This window comes from Enterobacter sp. SLBN-59 (assembly GCF_024807915.1).
Taxonomy (GTDB): domain Bacteria; phylum Pseudomonadota; class Gammaproteobacteria; order Enterobacterales; family Enterobacteriaceae; genus Enterobacter; species Enterobacter asburiae_B.
Map to the genome: position 1 here is coordinate 4,571,448 of NZ_JANUFI010000001.1, position 16,578 is coordinate 4,588,025.

15 protein-coding genes and 1 pseudogene are annotated in these 16,578 nt (G+C 58.0%); 11 read left to right on the forward strand and 5 right to left on the reverse strand.

What is annotated here, in order from left to right; translation table 11 throughout:
- Positions 1-10: 10 nt before the first annotated feature.
- The 3 genes from M2422_RS21825 to M2422_RS21835 all read left to right on the forward strand — a co-directional run bounded on the left by M2422_RS21825 (position 11) and on the right by M2422_RS21835 (position 3,967).
- Positions 11-1,405, forward strand: a complete 1,395-nt coding sequence (locus tag M2422_RS21825) for a glycoside hydrolase family 1 protein (protein ID WP_064672833.1) — start codon at positions 11-13, stop codon at positions 1,403-1,405.
- 328 nt (positions 1,406-1,733) lie between these two features.
- The gene (gene mdtQ, locus M2422_RS21830; protein WP_064672832.1) at positions 1,734-3,152 is read left to right on the forward strand and encodes a multidrug resistance outer membrane protein MdtQ; all 1,419 of its coding nucleotides are present in this window, start codon (positions 1,734-1,736) and stop codon (positions 3,150-3,152) included.
- Between the two features lie 50 nt (positions 3,153-3,202).
- Positions 3,203-3,967, forward strand: a complete 765-nt coding sequence (locus M2422_RS21835; protein ID WP_072196557.1) for an SDR family oxidoreductase — start codon at positions 3,203-3,205, stop codon at positions 3,965-3,967.
- 94 nt (positions 3,968-4,061) lie between these two features.
- Here M2422_RS21835 and M2422_RS21840 read toward each other — a convergent pair whose 3' ends face one another.
- A complete protein-coding gene (locus tag M2422_RS21840; protein WP_032658928.1) occupies positions 4,062-4,634 on the reverse strand; it encodes a DedA family protein in 573 nt (190 codons plus the stop codon).
- 157 nt (positions 4,635-4,791) lie between these two features.
- Here M2422_RS21840 and M2422_RS21845 point away from each other — a divergent pair, with 157 nt between their 5' ends.
- On the forward strand, positions 4,792-5,379 hold the full coding sequence (locus tag M2422_RS21845; RefSeq protein WP_033146018.1) for a Yip1 family protein: 588 nt from the start codon (positions 4,792-4,794) through the stop codon (positions 5,377-5,379).
- 167 nt (positions 5,380-5,546) lie between these two features.
- On the forward strand, positions 5,547-6,470 hold the full coding sequence (gene pbpG / locus M2422_RS21850) for a D-alanyl-D-alanine endopeptidase (protein ID WP_023312453.1): 924 nt from the start codon (positions 5,547-5,549) through the stop codon (positions 6,468-6,470).
- Positions 6,471-6,564: 94 nt separating this feature from the next.
- Here the strand turns inward: pbpG and M2422_RS21855 are convergent, their stop codons facing one another.
- The gene (locus M2422_RS21855; protein ID WP_048979983.1) at positions 6,565-7,119 is read right to left on the reverse strand and encodes a GNAT family N-acetyltransferase; all 555 of its coding nucleotides are present in this window, start codon (positions 7,117-7,119) and stop codon (positions 6,565-6,567) included.
- Positions 7,120-7,231: 112 nt separating this feature from the next.
- The gene (gene dld, locus M2422_RS21860) at positions 7,232-8,980 is read right to left on the reverse strand and encodes a D-lactate dehydrogenase (RefSeq protein WP_064672831.1); all 1,749 of its coding nucleotides are present in this window, start codon (positions 8,978-8,980) and stop codon (positions 7,232-7,234) included.
- Between the two features lie 189 nt (positions 8,981-9,169).
- Between dld and bglX the strand changes: the two genes are divergently transcribed.
- From bglX to M2422_RS21885, 5 genes are all read left to right on the forward strand, one after another.
- Positions 9,170-11,467 (forward strand): beta-glucosidase BglX, encoded by a 2,298-nt coding sequence (bglX, locus tag M2422_RS21865; protein WP_064672830.1) that lies wholly within the window; start codon positions 9,170-9,172, stop codon positions 11,465-11,467.
- Positions 11,468-11,612: 145 nt separating this feature from the next.
- Positions 11,613-12,530 (forward strand): ABC transporter substrate-binding protein, encoded by a 918-nt coding sequence (locus tag M2422_RS21870; RefSeq protein ID WP_032658918.1) that lies wholly within the window; start codon positions 11,613-11,615, stop codon positions 12,528-12,530.
- Positions 12,531-12,542: 12 nt separating this feature from the next.
- Positions 12,543-13,700 (forward strand): ABC transporter permease, encoded by a 1,158-nt coding sequence (locus tag M2422_RS21875; protein ID WP_064672829.1) that lies wholly within the window; start codon positions 12,543-12,545, stop codon positions 13,698-13,700.
- Positions 13,693-14,643 carry an ABC transporter ATP-binding protein gene (locus M2422_RS21880; protein ID WP_064672828.1) on the forward strand — a complete coding sequence of 317 codons (951 nt, stop codon included), beginning with the start codon at positions 13,693-13,695 and terminating at the stop codon, positions 14,641-14,643. The genes M2422_RS21875 and M2422_RS21880 overlap by 8 nt, the downstream gene beginning before the upstream one ends.
- Positions 14,627-15,364, forward strand: coding sequence for an ABC transporter permease (locus M2422_RS21885; RefSeq protein WP_064672827.1), 738 nt, complete (start codon positions 14,627-14,629; stop codon positions 15,362-15,364). Before M2422_RS21880 ends, M2422_RS21885 begins: the two co-directional genes overlap by 17 nt.
- On the opposite strand, the gene M2422_RS21890 is transcribed toward M2422_RS21885, so the two are convergent.
- Both M2422_RS21890 and mlrA read right to left on the reverse strand, forming a co-directional pair.
- Positions 15,339-15,452 (reverse strand): protein YohO, encoded by a 114-nt coding sequence (locus M2422_RS21890; RefSeq protein ID WP_008500895.1) that lies wholly within the window; start codon positions 15,450-15,452, stop codon positions 15,339-15,341. The two genes, M2422_RS21885 and M2422_RS21890, sit on opposite strands and share 26 nt — an antisense overlap.
- Before the next feature lie 69 nt (positions 15,453-15,521).
- Positions 15,522-16,262, reverse strand: coding sequence for an HTH-type transcriptional regulator MlrA (gene mlrA / locus M2422_RS21895; RefSeq protein ID WP_029740179.1), 741 nt, complete (start codon positions 16,260-16,262; stop codon positions 15,522-15,524).
- A gap of 217 nt (positions 16,263-16,479) precedes the next feature.
- On the opposite strand from mlrA, the pseudogene M2422_RS23945 reads away from it, so the two are divergent.
- A pseudogene (locus M2422_RS23945) lies at positions 16,480-16,569 on the forward strand (hypothetical protein); the annotation flags it as partial.
- Positions 16,570-16,578: the final 9 nt, after the last annotated feature.

Sequence of the window (16,578 nt, forward strand, 5' to 3'; positions counted from 1 at the left end):
GGAGAACGTGATGAAAACTTTCCCGGACGATTTTTTATGGGGCGGCGCGGTTGCCGCGAATCAGGTAGAAGGCGCGTATCTGGAGGAGGGGAAAGGGCTGTCCACCTCGGACGTTCAGCCGCAGGGTGTCTTCGGCCCGGTGGTTGAGCGCGTGGCGGGCGACAGCGGCATCAAGGACGTCGCCATCGACTTCTATCACCGCTACCCGGAAGACATCAAACTGTTCGCTGAGATGGGCTTTAGCTGCCTGCGCGTCTCCATTGCCTGGACCCGCATTTTTCCGAACGGCGACGAGCTGCAGCCTAACGAAGCGGGGCTGGCGTTTTACGACCAGCTGTTTGACGAGCTGGCCGCGCACAGCATTACCCCGCTGGTAACGCTCTCGCATTACGAAATGCCGTGGGGGCTGGTGAAGCAGTACGGCGGGTGGGGCAGCCGCCAGACCATTGGGTTCTTCGAGCGCTACGCCCGCACCGTGTTTGCGCGCTACAAGGAGAAGGTGAAGCTCTGGCTGACCTTCAACGAGATCAATATGTCTCTGCACGCGCCGATGACCGGCGTGGGCCTGCCTGAAACCAGCAGCAAAGGTGAGGTGTACCAGGCGATCCACCACCAGCTGGTGGCCAGCGCGCTGGCCGTGAAGGCCTGCCACGAGATTATCCCGGATGCCAGAATCGGCAACATGCTGCTGGGTGGCCTGATGTACCCGCTGACCTGCAAGCCGGAAGATGTTCTGGAGACGCTGCAGGAAAACCGCGCGTGGCAATTCTTTGGCGACGTGCAGTGCCGTGGCGCCTATCCGGGGTATATGCAGCGCTTCTTCCGCGACAATGGTATTCAGCTTGAGGTAACGGATGACGACCGCGAGGCGCTGAAATCGACCGTCGATTTTATCTCGTTCAGCTATTACATGACGGGCTGCGTTACCGCGGATGAGGCCCTCAACCAGCAGGCGCGCGGCAATATCCTGAGCATGGTGCCAAACCCGCATCTGGCAAGTTCCGAATGGGGCTGGCAGATTGACCCCATCGGCCTGCGTACCCTGTTAAACGTGCTCTGGGATCGCTATCAGAAGCCGTTGTTTATCGTGGAAAATGGCCTCGGGGCGAAAGATAAACCGGATGCGAACGGCGTGGTGCAGGATGACTATCGCATCAGCTACCTTAACGACCACCTGGTGCAGGTGCGTGAAGCCATTGACGACGGCGTTGAGGTGATGGGGTATACCAGCTGGGGGCCAATCGACCTGGTGAGCGCGTCTAAAGCTGAACTCTCCAAGCGCTACGGCTTTATTTACGTCGATCGCGATGACAGCGGTAACGGCACGCTGGCGCGCAGCCGTAAGAAAAGTTTCTACTGGTATAAAGAGGTGATTGCCACGAAAGGGGCTTCGCTGAAAGTCTGATATTAATGACGTTGCCCGGATCTGAGCCGGGCAAATAGATCAGAAAATCAACTTGAATACGCCGGTAACCACTAAGAGCCCTATCAGAAATATAATTAAAATAACCCACAGTAATATTTTCATTCCTTTCTCCCGCTCATGTATGTCCTGAATAAGTGTAGCAGCGTATTTATATTTGGCGTGAATGCATTGAATTTAATCATTCTCTTTGGGAATAAATTTCCGGGTATTAAAATGTATGACAATTTGCGGATTGCCACGCGTTACTAAAAAAATGAACGATATCGAGCGTAACGTGCGCCTTTATTTTTTTTGAGTGTATGGCGTCATGAAACGTTCTCTTATTTTATCTCTGAGCTCACCCTTCGCTTTTATTCTGGCAGCCTGTGCGCCTGAACATGCCACGGTGTCTCCCATTAAAACGCAAACCGCTGCGGCGTCGGTGAATACGGTTCTGAATCATCAGGACTGGCCGAAGAATGAGTGGTGGAAAGCGTATAACGATCCCCAGCTTAACGGGCTGATTGCGAAAGCGTTGAGCGATGCGCCGGATATGCAGATTGCCCGTCAGCGCATTACGCTTGCCGAAGCCCAGGCCAAAGCCGCAATGGCCGCTGACGGTCCGCAGATTGATTTTTCCGCCGATGCGGAACGCCAGAAAATGTCCGCCGAAGGGCTGATGGGGCCTTTCGCCCTTACCGACCCGGCTGCAGGCACCACCGGGCCGTGGTACACCAACGGCACCTTTGGGCTGACCGCAGGCTGGGATCTCGATCTGTGGGGAAAAAATCGCGCCCGGGTCGAGGCCCGGATTGGCAAAGTGAATGCGCAAAAAGCGGAGCTGGAGCAGACCCGCCAGCTGCTGGCCAGCAGCGTGGCGCGGCTCTACTGGGAGTGGCAAACTCAGGCCGCAGCGGGGGAGCTTCTCGCGCAGATCAAACATGAGCAGGACAATATTATCGGCGCCGACCGCGAACTGTATCAGCACGGGATCACCTCGTCCGTTGAAGGGGTGGAAACCGATATCGACGCCAACAAAACCGAAGAACAGCTGGCAGAAGTCAACGGGAAGATGAAAGCCGTTGAGGCGCGTCTGGTCGCGCTGACGAATTCTTCCTCCGTAACGCTTACGCGGCATGCGCTGCCGACGGTTGACGCCGCGCTACCGCCGACGCTCGGTTATGAACTGCTTGCACGCCGTCCGGATCTTCAGGAGGCGCACTGGTATATCGAAGCCTCCATGAGCGAGGTGGAGGCCGCCAGAGCGGCTTTCTATCCTGACGTGAACCTGATGGCGTTCTTACAGCAGGATGCCCTCCATCTGAGCGATCTGTTTCGCGCTTCAGCGCAGCAGATGGGCGTGACCGCCGGGCTGACGCTGCCGATCTTCGACAGCGGCAGGCTGAACGCCAGCCTGGATATCGCCCAGGCGCAGAACAATCTCTCGGTCGCGAACTACAACAAAGCGGTGGTCGAAGCGGTCAATCAGGTGGCGCGCACGGCCAGCGAAGTCGAAACGCTGACGGCGAAGAACCGCCATCAGCAGCAGGTCGAAAAAGATGCGGCGCGGGTTGTGGCGCTGGCGCAGGCGCGCTTCAGCGCGGGGATCGTTGCGGGCTCGCGGGTCAGTGAAGCCAGGATCCCGGCCCTCAGGGAAGACCTCGCCGGATTGTTGCTGAAAGGCCAGTATGTCGACGCCACGCTGCAGCTCACCTCGGCGCTGGGCGGCGGCTATCATCATGGCTAAAAAAGGTCATTATCTATACTTACCTCTTTGCAGTTTTTCAGGAGGTGAGTATGACCAGAGTAGCGATAGTGACCGCATCGGATTCCGGGATTGGTAAAACCACGGCGCTGATGCTCGCAGAGCGCGGGTTTGATATTGGCGTCACCTGGCACTCGGATGAAAAAGGGGCGCTGGAAACCTGCCGCGAAGTTGAAGCGCAGGGGCAGCGCGCAGAGGCTATCCATCTTGATTTAAGCGCGCTGCCGGAAGGCGCAAAGGCTATTGAAACGCTGATTGCGCGTTTTGGTCGGCTGGACGTGCTGGTTAACAATGCCGGAGCGATGACCAAAGCGCCGTTCCTTGAGATGCCGTTTGACGACTGGCGGAACATTTTCACCGTCGACGTAGACGGCGCGTTTCTCTGTTCGCAGATTGCCGCCCGGCAGATGGTGAAGCAGGGGGAAGGGGGGCGGATTGTGAATATCACCTCGGTGCACGAGCACACGCCGCTGCCGGAGGCCAGCGCCTACACGGCGGCAAAACACGCGCTCGGCGGGTTAACCAAATCCATGGCGATGGAACTGGTTAAGCACAACATTCTGGTGAACGCCGTCGCGCCGGGCGCCATTGCCACACCGATGAACGACATGGACGACAGCGAAGTGAAGGAAGGCTCAATGCCGGAAATCCCGCTGGCGCGGCCGGGCCGCACCAAAGAGATAGCCAGCCTGGTGGCATGGCTGTGCGACAGCGACGCCAGCTACACGACGGGGCAATCGTTTATTGTCGACGGGGGCTTTATGCTGGCGAACCCGCAGTTTAAGCCGGAGGGGTAGTTTTCCCTCACCCTAACCCTCTCCCAAAGGGAGAGGGAACTAAAAACACCCTCTCCCTTTGGGAGAGGGCCGGGGTGAGGGGAGGAGACCGCACTCACTCCTCATCCCGCGTCTTTTCCCGATGCTTCAGCCACAGCCTGACCCCAATCACCGCCACCACCACCAGAATCAGCCACGCCCAGTGCTTCAGGTGCTGGTCGAGATTATGCAGCCACGGGCCAATCACTTCGCCCCCTACGTAGCCGAGCGTCGTAAAGATCAGCGCCCAGGCAATCGCACCAAGAACATTGAGCGGCAGGAAAATTTTTGGCGGCAGATGGCTGGCGCCAATCAGTATCGGCCCGATAATGCGAAAGCCATACATAAAGCGCGTGCCGATGACGAACAGATAGGGATGACGTTGAATGAGCCGTTGAGCGCGGCGGATTTTCTTCTGATGCTTTGCGAAACGCTTAAGCAGCGTGGGCCCGAAGCGCAGCCCGAGAAAGTAGAGCAGCTGATCGCCAATCATTCCGCCAAGCGCGACCGCAGCGACGACCAGCGGGAATTTCAGCAATCCCTGATGCGCGGCGACGCCGCCTAACAGCGTGATGGTTTCACCTTCTGCCACGCTACCGACGACCAGCGCGGCATATCCATATTGTTCAATGAGTGCGTTAATATCCATTACGTAAATGTTATCTCCCTCTGCTTACCTCGTTTAATCATATACCCCATGAATCAACAGCGGGGAAATCAACGGAAATTTCCCACTGTACAGAAAATAATCTAAAGCCTGCATTATACTTAAGGTATCGCTGACGGGCCGACAACAAGGGGGCGCTATGAACCATGTCTGGGGACTTTTCTCCCATCCCGATCGTGAAATGCATGTCATTAAAAGTGAGAACGAGACGGTCTCGCATCATTACACGCACCATGTGCTGCTGATGGCTGCGGTGCCGGTAATATGCGCTTTTATCGGAACAACACAAATCGGCTGGAACTTCGGTGATGGCACCGTGGTTCAGCTTTCCTGGTTTACCGGGCTCTATCTGGCCATTGTTTTTTATGGCCTGATGCTGGCGGGTGTGGCGATAATGGGGCGCGTCATTCACTGGATGGCGCGTAACTACCCGCAACGTCCATCGCTGGCGCACTGTATGGTTTTTGCCGGATATGTCGCGACCCCGCTGTTCTTAAGCGGTATTGTTGCGCTCTATCCACTGGTCTGGCTGTGCGCGCTGATCGGTACCATTGCCCTCTTTTACACCGGGTATCTGCTGTATCTGGGGGTTCCAACCTTCCTGAATATCAATAAAGAAGAAGGCCTGAGTTTTTCCAGTTCAACACTCGCTATCGGGGTGCTGGTACTGGAGGCGCTACTGGCGCTGACGGTTATTCTTTGGGGTTACGGATACCGTCTCTTCTGAGTTCACTGCATTGCTGGCGTAAATGCCAGCAATGCAGCATCTGTTCACGATTATCCGCTGGCGACAACGCCCGGTGACCGCTATGATGCCGAAGCCAGCCTGTGTTTATCCGTTGATACAGGCGGTGTACGTCATGACGTGCGTGAATAATTATCAGAAGTCTCACCATGCTGAAATTCCGAGTCTCTTTACTTAGCCTGGCGCTGTTGCTGGGTGCGTCCGCTGCCGTGCCGGCCGTCGCTAAAACGCCCGCGGTGACCGCCGCTGCTGCTCAGCCGCAAATTGCGTCCGGCAGCGCGATGATTGTCGATCTCAACACCAATAAGGTGATCTACGCCAGCCATCCGGACCTGGTGCGCCCGATCGCCTCGATTACCAAATTAATGACCGCGATGGTGGTGCTTGATGCACATCTGCCGCTGGACGAAAAATTGAAAGTGGATATCAGCCACACGCCGGAGATGAAGGGGATCTACTCTCGCGTGCGGCTGAACAGTGAAATCAGCCGTAAAAATATGCTGCTGCTGGCGCTGATGTCGTCTGAAAACCGTGCGGCGGCGAGCCTGGCGCACCACTATCCGGGCGGCTATGACGCCTTTATCCGCGCGATGAACGCGAAAGCCAAAGCGCTGGGGATGACCAATACGCATTATGTTGAACCGACGGGTCTGTCGATCAACAACGTCTCCACGGCCCGCGATCTGACGAAACTGCTGATTGCCAGCAAACAGTATCCGCTGATTGGTCAGCTCAGCACCACCCGTGAAGAGATGGCGACCTTTGCGAACCCGGCCTATACGCTGCCGTTCCGCAACACTAACCATCTGGTATACCGCGATAACTGGAATATTCAGTTAACCAAAACCGGCTTTACCAACGCGGCAGGACACTGTCTGGTGATGCGCACCGTGTTTAACGGTAAGCCGGTGGCGCTGGTGGTGATGGATGCCTTCGGCAAATATACCCACTTCGCGGACGCGAGCCGCCTGCGTACCTGGATTGAAACCGGGAAAGTGCAGCCCGTTCCGGCCGCAGCATTGACGTATAAAAAGCAGAAAGCGGAACAGATGGCGACGGCGCAGAACGACTGAGTCGTTTGTGCGCGCTGATGCCCTCACCCCGACCCTCTCCCTGTGGGAGAGGGAGAAAACACTAAAAACGGTAACCCAGGTTACCGTTTTGCGTTTATTCCGGCAGCGTCCAGTCCCCATCGTTGAGCGAGCGCTGCATAATCACCGTATCCCGCCAGTCACCTTTTTTATAGCCTACGCTGCGCAGCTGACCGACAATCACGAAGCCGTGCTTTTTATGCAGCCGCAGCGAGCCGGCATTATTGTTGCCATCGCCCACAACGGCAATCATCTGCCGCCACGGGCCTTGCTCGCAGCGGGCGATCAGCGCATCCATTAATGCCGAGCCAAAACCGCGCCCGGTTATGCTGGCATCCACGTAAATCGACTCTTCCAGGGTATAGCGGTAGGCGTGTCGCGGGCGGTAAGGCGTGGCGTAGCAGTAGCCCACCACGATGCCGCGATACAGCGCGATAAGCCACGGCAAACCGCTCTCAGCCACGCTTTTCATACGCTGACGCATTTCGTCGATGGTAGGGGGGACTTCTTCAAATGACGCGCGCCCGTGCAGCACATGCCATGCATAGATGGCGGCGATGGCATGCACATCATCGGGAAGGGCATCGCGCACTTCCAGTTCGGTCTCGGATAAAACATCAACAGCCGACATGATGTGCCTGCTCCTCGTTATAGAAAGCCGGAGAAACGTTCCTCCGGCGTCAGACGGTTACTCTATTACGATTAAGGCGCGCTAAACAATCTCTCAAATTTGGCTATAGGAATTAATCAGACGCTTGCGTTACGCGCTGCTCCGCGTCCGCGCTCTCTTTCCAGTATTTCTTCCGCGTTGTTTTACCAATGCCGGGATTCATGCTGTTTGTAGGGTCATTCTCGCGATAAAACTGCTTAAGTGCGTCAGGGGCTTTATAAAGATGCCCGACGTTATGTTCCGCAGGATATTGTGCGCCGCGTTCACGCAGCAGGGCGAGCATCTGCTCCTTCAGTTCGTGCGCATCGACCCCTTTTTTGACGATGTAATCCTGATGGAAGACATAACACATAAAGTGGCCGTAATAGAGCTTATGCACCAGCTTGCTGTCGATTTCCGGCGGGAGGTGCTCAAACCACTCGGTATCGTTACGTCGCAGGGCGATATCCAGCGCCAGAATATCTTCCACCTCTTCTGAATGCACCGCCTGATAACGGATGGCGGCGCCTGCGGCGGCAAAACGGTGCAGGAACGCTTTGCTGCCCTCTTCAGGCGTACAGGCAAAGAAATCCCCTTCGGCGTTTTTGAAGAATTCGGTCAGCCAGGACTGCGCTTCGGCAATTCCGTCCCCGGCCATTTTCAGCAGCAGGTGGTGCTCGTACTTATCGCGCCAGGTTTTCATTCGCTCCGGCAGATGCGCCGGGAAAACGTTGCCCAGCTTCTGCATAAAGCGGTCGGTGAAGTGGGGTTTGAACAGCGACACCTTCTCCAGCATCGCGTCGGTGCGGCCCTTCATGGTGAAGAAGAACGGCATTTTGTCGGTGCCGAGCTTGTCGATCATCAGGAACGTATCTTTGCCGTAACGCTCGGCGATGTCGTAAATGTCCCGGTGCATGTACTCGCCCGCCACAGGCAGATGGGTAAATTCGCCCAGAATATGACGACGAATTTCGGTCAGAACCTCAGGCTGATTGGTACCAATGTAAAACACCTGCTGCTTTTTCTCCGCCGGGAAGGTATCCAGACGTACGGCAAACACGGCCAGCTTCCCGGCGCAGCCGGAGGATTCAAACAGGCGGTCCGGGTCGGCGTTGTAGCGCGCCGGCGTATCGGCGTCGATATCCCGCACGCGGGTCACGTAGTCGTGATCGTGCGCATGACGACCGTCGTGCTGCACGTCTTCGTCCTTCACGCGATCGTCGTCGAGCTTGCTGAGGATCTGTTCCGGCGTCGCGCCGAGATCGATTCCCAGATGGTTCACCAGCGTCAGCTTGCCGTTTTCGTCAATACGGGCAAACAGCGACATCTCGGTGTAGGCCGGGCCGCGCTGCACCAGCGAGCCGCCGGAGTTGTTGCAGATCCCACCGACCACCGAGGCGCCAATGCAGGAGGAGCCAATCACCGAGTGCGGCTCACGGCCCAGCGGCTTAAGCGCTTTTTCCAGGGAGTAGAGCGTCGTGCCGGGGAACGCGAGCACCTGCTCGCCTTTATCCAGCAGGTGCAGCTTGTCGAGGCGCAGGGTGCTGATAATCACGATGTCGCGATCGTAATCGTTGCCGTTCGGCGTGGAGCCTTCGGTCAGACCGGTATTGGCGGCCTGCATTAAAATAATCTTGTCGGCGGCGACGCAGGCGCTCAGGACGCGCCACAGCTCCAGCAGCGTGCCGGGGAAGACCACCGCCAGCGCCTCGCCCTGACCGGAGCGGAAACCTTTGCGGTAGCGGGCGGTTTTGGCCGGGTCGGTAAGCAGGTGAGAGGAGCCAACCAGGCGCGACAGTTCGTTAATAAAAGTCGTGTTATCGTTTGTTCGAACAGAAGTCATCTTCCACTCCTTGTGGTGGGGCAAATTTCTCGCTGTAAAGCATAGCGCGATTAACTGTTAAGCGGTCGAGTATTCACGAGAAAAATCAGAGAATAACCCTGCAACGTTTCGAGGGTTTGTGGCACACTGCGCTTTTCGCACGGTATGGCCGAGATCGTCCGGCGGTTATTGATGAGAGAGTAAAACGACATGAAATGGCTATGTTCTGTAGGTGTCGCCGTCAGCCTGGCGCTGCAACCTGCGCTGGCAGAGGATTTGTTTGGTAATCACCCGCTCACGCCTGAAGCACGGGACGCGTTTGTCACTGAATTGCTCAAGAAAATGACGGTCGATGAGAAAATCGGCCAGCTGCGTCTTATCAGCGTCGGTCCGGATAACCCGAAAGAGGCCATCCGCGAGATGATCAAAGACGGGCAGGTAGGGGCCATCTTTAATACCGTCACCCGCCAGGATATCCGCAAGATGCAGGATCAGGTGATGGATCTCAGCCGCCTGAAAATTCCGCTGTTTTTTGCCTATGACGTGGTGCACGGCCAGCGTACCGTTTTCCCGATTAGCCTCGGTTTAGCCTCCTCCTTTAACCTCGACGCGGTGAAAACCGTCGGGCGCGTGTCGGCTTATGAAGCGGCGGACGACGGCCTGAACATGACCTGGGCGCCAATGGTGGACGTCTCGCGCGATCCACGCTGGGGCCGCGGTTCGGAAGGCTTTGGTGAAGATACGTATTTAACCTCCACGATGGGTAAAACCATGGTGGAAGCGATGCAGGGCAAAAGCCCGGCGGATCGCTACTCGGTGATGACCAGCGTCAAACACTTCGCGGCCTATGGCGCAGTGGAGGGCGGGAAAGAGTACAACACCGTCGACATGAGCCCGCAGCGCCTGTTCAACGACTACATGCCGCCGTACAAGGCAGGGCTGGATGCGGGCAGCGGCGCGGTGATGGTGGCGCTGAACTCGCTGAACGGCACGCCTGCGACGTCCGATTCATGGCTGCTGAAAGACGTGCTGCGCGACCAGTGGGGTTTTAAAGGCATCACCGTTTCCGACCACGGCGCGATTAAAGAGCTGATTAAACACGGTACCGCCTCCGATCCGGAAGACGCGGTGCGCGTGGCGCTCAAGTCGGGCATCAACATGAGCATGAGCGACGAGTACTACAGCAAATACCTGCCGGGGCTGGTGAAGAGCGGCAAGGTCACGATGGCGGAGCTGGACGATGCCGCGCGCCACGTGCTGAACGTGAAATACGACATGGGTCTGTTTAACGATCCGTACAGTCATCTTGGGCCGAAGGATTCTGACCCGGCAGATACCAACGCCGAAAGCCGCCTGCACCGCAAAGAAGCGCGTGACGTGGCGCGCGAAAGCCTGGTGCTGCTGAAAAACCGCCTCGACACGCTGCCGCTGAAAAAATCCGGCACCATTGCCGTGGTGGGCCCGCTGGCCGACAGCAAGCGCGACGTGATGGGCAGCTGGTCTGCCGCAGGCGTGGCCGACCAGTCCGTGACCGTGCTGACCGGGATTAAGAGTGCCGTGGGTGATAACGCGAAAGTGGTGTACGCCAAAGGGGCGAACGTCACCAACGATAAAGACATCGTCACCTTCCTCAACCAGTACGAGGAAGCGGTGAAGGTCGATCCGCGCACGCCGAAGGAGATGATCGACGAGGCGGTGAATACCGCGAAACAGTCTGACGTGGTTGTCGCGGTCGTGGGCGAAGCGCAGGGTATGGCGCACGAGGCCTCCAGCCGTACCGACATCACCATTCCGCAGAGCCAGCGCGATCTGATCGCCGCCCTGAAAGCCACCGGCAAGCCGCTGGTGCTGGTACTGATGAACGGTCGTCCGCTGGCGCTGGTGAAAGAGGACCAGCAGGCTGACGCCATTCTGGAAACCTGGTTCGCCGGTACCGAAGGCGGTAACGCCATCGCCGACGTGCTGTTTGGTGATTACAACCCGTCGGGCAAGCTGCCGATGTCCTTCCCGCGCTCCGTCGGGCAGATCCCGGTCTACTACAGCCACCTGAACACCGGTCGCCCGTATAACGCCGACAAGCCGAACAAGTACACGTCCCGTTACTTCGACGAAGCTAACGGCCCGCTGTATCCGTTTGGTTACGGCCTGAGCTACACCACCTTCAAGGTTTCTAACGTGAAAATGTCGGCGCCGACCCTGAAGCGTGACGGCAAAGTTACCGCCAGCGTTGAGGTGACCAACACCGGCAAGCGCGAAGGGGCAACGGTGATTCAGATGTACGTGCAGGATGTGACTGCGTCGATGAGCCGTCCTGTTAAGCAGCTGCGCGGCTTCGAGAAGGTCAATCTGAAGCCTGGCGAAACCCAAACCATCAGCTTCCCGATTGACGTTGAGGCGCTGAAGTTCTGGAACCAGCAGATGAAATACGATGCGGAGCCAGGCAAGTTTAACGTCTTTATCGGGGTGGATTCCGCCCGCGTGAATAAAGGCGAGTTCGAGCTGCTGTAACCTTCCCTCCTTTGCATCCCCCGGCTTCCGGGGGATGCGTCTTACGTTATGCTAAAAAGGCATTTTGCCGGGTAAATCCGCTGTTTTAAGCTACGCTTTTCTCTCAAGCCTCTGAAAAAGGCGATAAAAAAATGAGGATAGCGGAATGACGATTGCAAAGGGGATGTTGGGATCTGCGGTGCTGCTGGCGGCGCTAAGCCTGCCGTTACAGGCGGCGGAGCCGGTAAAAGTGGGCTCAAAGATCGATACCGAAGGCGCGCTGCTCGGCAATATTATTTTGCAGGTGCTGGAAAGCCACGGCGTGAAAACCGTCAATAAAGTTCAGCTCGGCACTACGCCCGTCGTGCGCGGGGCGATCACCTCCGGCGAGCTGGATATCTATCCGGAATACACCGGCAACGGGGCATTCTTCTTCAAAGATGAAAACGATCCGGCATGGAAAAACGCCAAAGCCGGGTATGAGAAAGTCAAAAAACTCGACGCGGAACAGAACAAGCTGGTTTGGCTGACGCCGGCCCCGGCCAACAACACCTGGACTATCGCCGTTCGCAAGGACGTGGCGGAGAAAGGTAAGCTGACCTCTCTGGCGGATCTCAGCCGCTATCTGAAAGAGAAGGGCGACTTTAAGCTGGCAGCGTCCGCGGAGTTTATCGAGCGTCCTGACGCGCTCCCGGCGTTTGAAAAAGCCTACGACTTCAAGCTCGACCAGGCGCAGCTGCTCTCGCTGGCGGGCGGGGATACGGCGGTAACCATTAAGGCGGCGGCGCAGCAAACTTCCGGCGTTAACGCGGCAATGGCCTACGGCACCGACGGCCCGGTGGCGGCGCTCGGCCTGCAAACCCTGACCGATCCAAAAGGCGTACAGCCGATTTACGCCCCGACCCCGGTCGTGCGGGAGGCGGTGCTGAAAGCCTATCCGGATATTGCAGAATGGCTCAAGCCGGTCTTCGAAAAACTGGATGAAAAAACGCTGCAACAGCTGAATGCCAGCATTGCCGTCGAGGGGCTGGATGCCAAAAAAGTGGCCGCCGACTTCCTGAAACAACAAGGGCTTGTGAAGTAACGGGAAAGGGCTGTGCCAATAAAATGTCATAACCGCGTACTGCTGCTGTTGGCCTGCGTGGCCATCGCGGCGGTCGCGCTGCCGTTTGTGAATGTCGCCCCTAACCGCCTGATGTCAGGGGAGGGGCGCTCTCTCTGGGACGTCTGGTCCTTTACGCCGTGGTGGCTGACGGCGGCGCTGGCCGCGTGGGTTGCTCTTTCATTCTGGCAAGGGCGCACGGCGCAGTGGCTGACGCTGCTCCTCGCTGAAGGGCTGTTTATCATCCTGTTCTGGGGGGCCGGGCAGGCGGCGACGCATATGGCGTCAGCGGAAAGTCCGCTGGCGAGAACCACGGTGGGCAGCGGCCTCTGGCTGTGGCTGGCGCTGTGTCTGCTGGTTTGCAGCGACGCCATTCGTCGACTCATCTCCAGCGCCGTCTGGCGCTGGGTGCTCAACGCGCAGATATGGTGCATTCCCTTGTTCCTGCTGTTCAGCGGTGAGCTGAACAATCTCTCGCTGCTGAAAGAGTACGCCAACCGTCAGGAGGTGTTTGATGATGCCCTGGCGCAACACCTGACGATCCTTTTTGGCACGCTGATCCCGGCTCTGCTGATCGGGATACCGCTCGGCATGTGGTGCTATCGTCATCCTTCACGCCAGGGTGGGGTCTTTGCCGTGCTCAACGTGATCCAGACCATCCCTTCCGTCGCGCTGTTTGGCCTGCTGATTGCCCCGCTGGCGGGGCTGGTGAAGTCATTTCCGGTGCTGGGAACGCTCGGCATAGCCGGAACGGGGTTAACGCCCGCGCTTATCGCGCTGGTGCTGTATGCGCTGCTGCCGCTGGTGCGCGGCGTGGTCGCGGGTCTGGGCCAGGTCGCGCCGGATGTGCTTGAAAGCGCCCATGCGATGGGGATGAGCGCGCGGCAGTGTTTCTGGAAAATTCAGCTCCCGCTGGCGCTGCCCCTGCTGCTGCGCAGCCTGCGGGTGGTGGCGGTACAAACCGTCGGCATGGCGGTGATTGCGGCGCTGATTGGGGCGGGCGGCTTTGGCGCGCTGGTGTTCCAGGGGCTGCTCAGCAGTGCCCTCGATCTGGTGTTACTGGGCGTGGTGCCTACGATTGCGCTGGCGGTTGTCGTCGACGCGCTGTTTGCCTTATGGCTCGCGCTGCTCAGGAGAAGAGCCAATGATTGAATTTCATGATGTCAGTAAAACCTTTGCCGGTCGCCCGGCGGCGAGCCACCTGAACCTGAACTTTGCCGAGGGGGCGTTTTCCGTGCTGATTGGCACCTCGGGCTCGGGAAAATCCACCACCCTGAAGATGATCAACCGCCTGGTTGAGCACGACAGCGGGCTGATCCGCTTTGCCGGGGAAGAGATCCGCAGCCTGCCGGTGCTGGAGCTGCGCCGCCGGATGGGCTATGCCATTCAGTCTATCGGCCTGTTTCCGCACTGGACGGTGGCGCAGAACATCGCCACCGTGCTGCAGCTGGAGAAATGGTCGCGGGTGAAAATCGCCGACCGGGTGGATGAACTCATGTCGCTCCTGGGGCTGGAGCCCGCGCTGCGCGATCGTTATCCTCACCAGCTTTCCGGAGGCCAGCAACAGCGCGTGGGCGTGGCGCGCGCGCTGGCGGCCAACCCCCAGGTGCTGCTGATGGATGAACCCTTCGGCGCGCTGGATCCGGTTACGCGCGGGGCACTGCAGGCGGAGATGACCCGCATTCACCGCATTCTCGGACGGACGATCGTTCTCGTGACGCACGATATTGATGAAGCTCTGCGCCTGGCCGACCATCTGGTGCTGATGGATCATGGCGAAGTGGTGCAGCAGGGCTCGCCGCTTGAGCTATTAACATGGCCGAAGAACGACTTTGTGCGCGAGTTTTTTGGCCGCAGCGAGCTGGGCGTGAGGCTGCTCTCCCTGCGGACGGTCAGCGACTATATGCGTCGGGAGGAGGTACCGGTGAGCGGCGAACCTCTACAGGCGCAGATGAGCCTGCGGGATGCCCTCTCGGCGTTTGTCGCGCGGCAGTGCGAGGTATTGCCCGTCTCGGACTCGCGCGGGGCGCCGTGCGGAACCTTACATTTTCGCGATCTGCTGGCCGGGGAGGTGACGCGTGAAGGCACTGCGTGATCCGCTCCTCTGGCTGGTAGCGCTCTTTGTCGCCTTACTGTTTCTGATGCCCCACAGCGCGGCGCTGTTTAACGCCCTTTTTCCGGGGCTGCCGCGGCCGGTTTATCAGCAGGAAAGCTTTATTAATCTCGCCCTGGCGCATCTCTGGCTGGTGGCGCTTTCAAGCGTCATCGCGGTTGTGTTGGGGGTAGGGGCAGGCATCGCGGTTACGCGGCCCGCGGGCAAGGAGTTTCGTCCGCTGGTAGAGACAATAGCGGCCATTGGTCAGACGTTTCCCCCGGTGGCGGTGCTGGCGATAGCGGTTCCGGTGATGGGCTTTGGCCAGCAGCCCGCCATTATTGCGCTGATTTTATACGGCGTACTGCCGGTTCTGCAGGGCACGCTGGCGGGCCTCGCGGCGGTACCGGCATCGGTGCTAAGCGTGGCTGAAGGGATGGGGATGAGTCGCGGCCAGCGGCTGCGCAAGGTTGAACTGCCGCTTGCGGCACCGGTTATCATTGCCGGGATCCGCACGTCGGTGATTATTAACATCGGGACGGCGACCATTGCGTCTACGGTCGGTGCCAATACGCTGGGAACGCCGATTATTATCGGCCTGAGCGGGTTTAATACGGCTTACATTGTGCAGGGGGCGGTGCTGGTCGCGCTGGCGGCAATCGTCGTCGATCGCCTTTTTGAGCGGCTGGCGCTGTACCTCAGCCGACACCGCCGCGAACAATAAACGAGTATCCTGCCAGCATCACGCCGCCGATACCGCTCACGGCCATCAGGACAAAAAGGGTAATAATGGCCAGTTTGGTTGCCTTCATCATGTGCTCCTGTTGTTAACGGAACAATTATACGGTGAAGCGCAGCTGTTAATGAACCATTAAATGCCGTTATGGCTCATCCGGGCCAAGGGAATAAACCGGGTAACCATTCTCTCTCCATTCCGTCAGCAGCTGCTGCTGCGTGGCGGACGGCACTTCTCCACACCAGACCAGCAGGGTCTGACCGTCGAAAAACTCGGGCTTAAGCTGCGCCAGCGAGTGCGCCAGGACATCCACGCGCCAGCCCTTCTGGGTCGCAATCCACGCTTCCAGCCACAGGCGGGTGGTATCGTGCACGTTCCAGCCGACCACCAGCGCATCTTTTCCGGCTTTGTTCTTCGCTGAGGCAAGGCAGACGGCAATATAGTTGATCAGCACCCCGTCGAGTATGCTGAGCAGCGCCTGCAGGGTGGACTGCTGGCATTGCAGACGTCGACGGAGCGGAATGAAAAGATGGGAGATCAGCGTCTGTGCCGGATAGTCGCGGCCCTGCTCTTTTATCCATGCGCGCAGGCGCTGAAGATTCCCCGCCTGCAGAAGCCGCAGCAGGGTTTCCTGTTGTTCGCGCCAGAGGTGTTGCGTGTCCGGGTCGTCATGGCTCAGCAGGGACTTCACTTTGCCGACCTGCACTCCGTTGTCGATCCAGCTTTTAATTTCGCGGATACGATCGATGTCGGCCTCATTGAAAAGGCGATGCCCACCGTCGGTCCTCTGCGGTTTAAGCAATCCATACCGTCGCTGCCACGCCCGTAGGGTAACGGGATTGATATCACAAAGGAGTGCCACTTCACCTATCGTGTAAAGCGCCATATTCGCCCCCTGGCTTACGCGTTCCCAGCTTAACTGTAGACCCACTTTGGCGAACCAGGAAGGATTGATTGATTTTTGAACAAACAATGCGAAGCATGCGCGATATTCAGAAAAAGGTGTGATAACGGGCACGATTTTGCGCTTTTTTGGGATGCTTCAAAGAAAGTAAACCCGCATCAGTGTATGTTACGCGTTTTTAGCGTGTGCGGTTTTGAGTATGTACGAGTTTAATCTGGTGCTGCTGTTGCTTCAGCAGATGTGCGTGTTTCTTGTCATTGCCTGGCTGATGAGCAAAACGCGCCTGTTTTCCCGCTGA

Coding starts and splice junctions, on each gene's coding strand:
- M2422_RS21840 (WP_032658928.1), bottom strand. CDS start 4,634: ATGGATATTAACGCACTCATTGAACAATATGGATATGCCGCGCTGGTC.
- M2422_RS21870 (WP_032658918.1), top strand. CDS start 11,613: ATGACGATTGCAAAGGGGATGTTGGGATCTGCGGTGCTGCTGGCGGCG.
- dld (WP_064672831.1), bottom strand. CDS start 8,980: ATGACTTCTGTTCGAACAAACGATAACACGACTTTTATTAACGAACTG.
- M2422_RS21880 (WP_064672828.1), top strand. CDS start 13,693: ATGATTGAATTTCATGATGTCAGTAAAACCTTTGCCGGTCGCCCGGCG.
- M2422_RS21845 (WP_033146018.1), top strand. CDS start 4,792: ATGAACCATGTCTGGGGACTTTTCTCCCATCCCGATCGTGAAATGCAT.
- M2422_RS21890 (WP_008500895.1), bottom strand. CDS start 15,452: ATGAAGGCAACCAAACTGGCCATTATTACCCTTTTTGTCCTGATGGCC.
- mdtQ (WP_064672832.1), top strand. CDS start 1,734: ATGAAACGTTCTCTTATTTTATCTCTGAGCTCACCCTTCGCTTTTATT.
- pbpG (WP_023312453.1), top strand. CDS start 5,547: ATGCTGAAATTCCGAGTCTCTTTACTTAGCCTGGCGCTGTTGCTGGGT.
- M2422_RS21855 (WP_048979983.1), bottom strand. CDS start 7,119: ATGTCGGCTGTTGATGTTTTATCCGAGACCGAACTGGAAGTGCGCGAT.
- M2422_RS21835 (WP_072196557.1), top strand. CDS start 3,203: ATGACCAGAGTAGCGATAGTGACCGCATCGGATTCCGGGATTGGTAAA.
- mlrA (WP_029740179.1), bottom strand. CDS start 16,262: ATGGCGCTTTACACGATAGGTGAAGTGGCACTCCTTTGTGATATCAAT.
- M2422_RS21825 (WP_064672833.1), top strand. CDS start 11: ATGAAAACTTTCCCGGACGATTTTTTATGGGGCGGCGCGGTTGCCGCG.
- bglX (WP_064672830.1), top strand. CDS start 9,170: ATGAAATGGCTATGTTCTGTAGGTGTCGCCGTCAGCCTGGCGCTGCAA.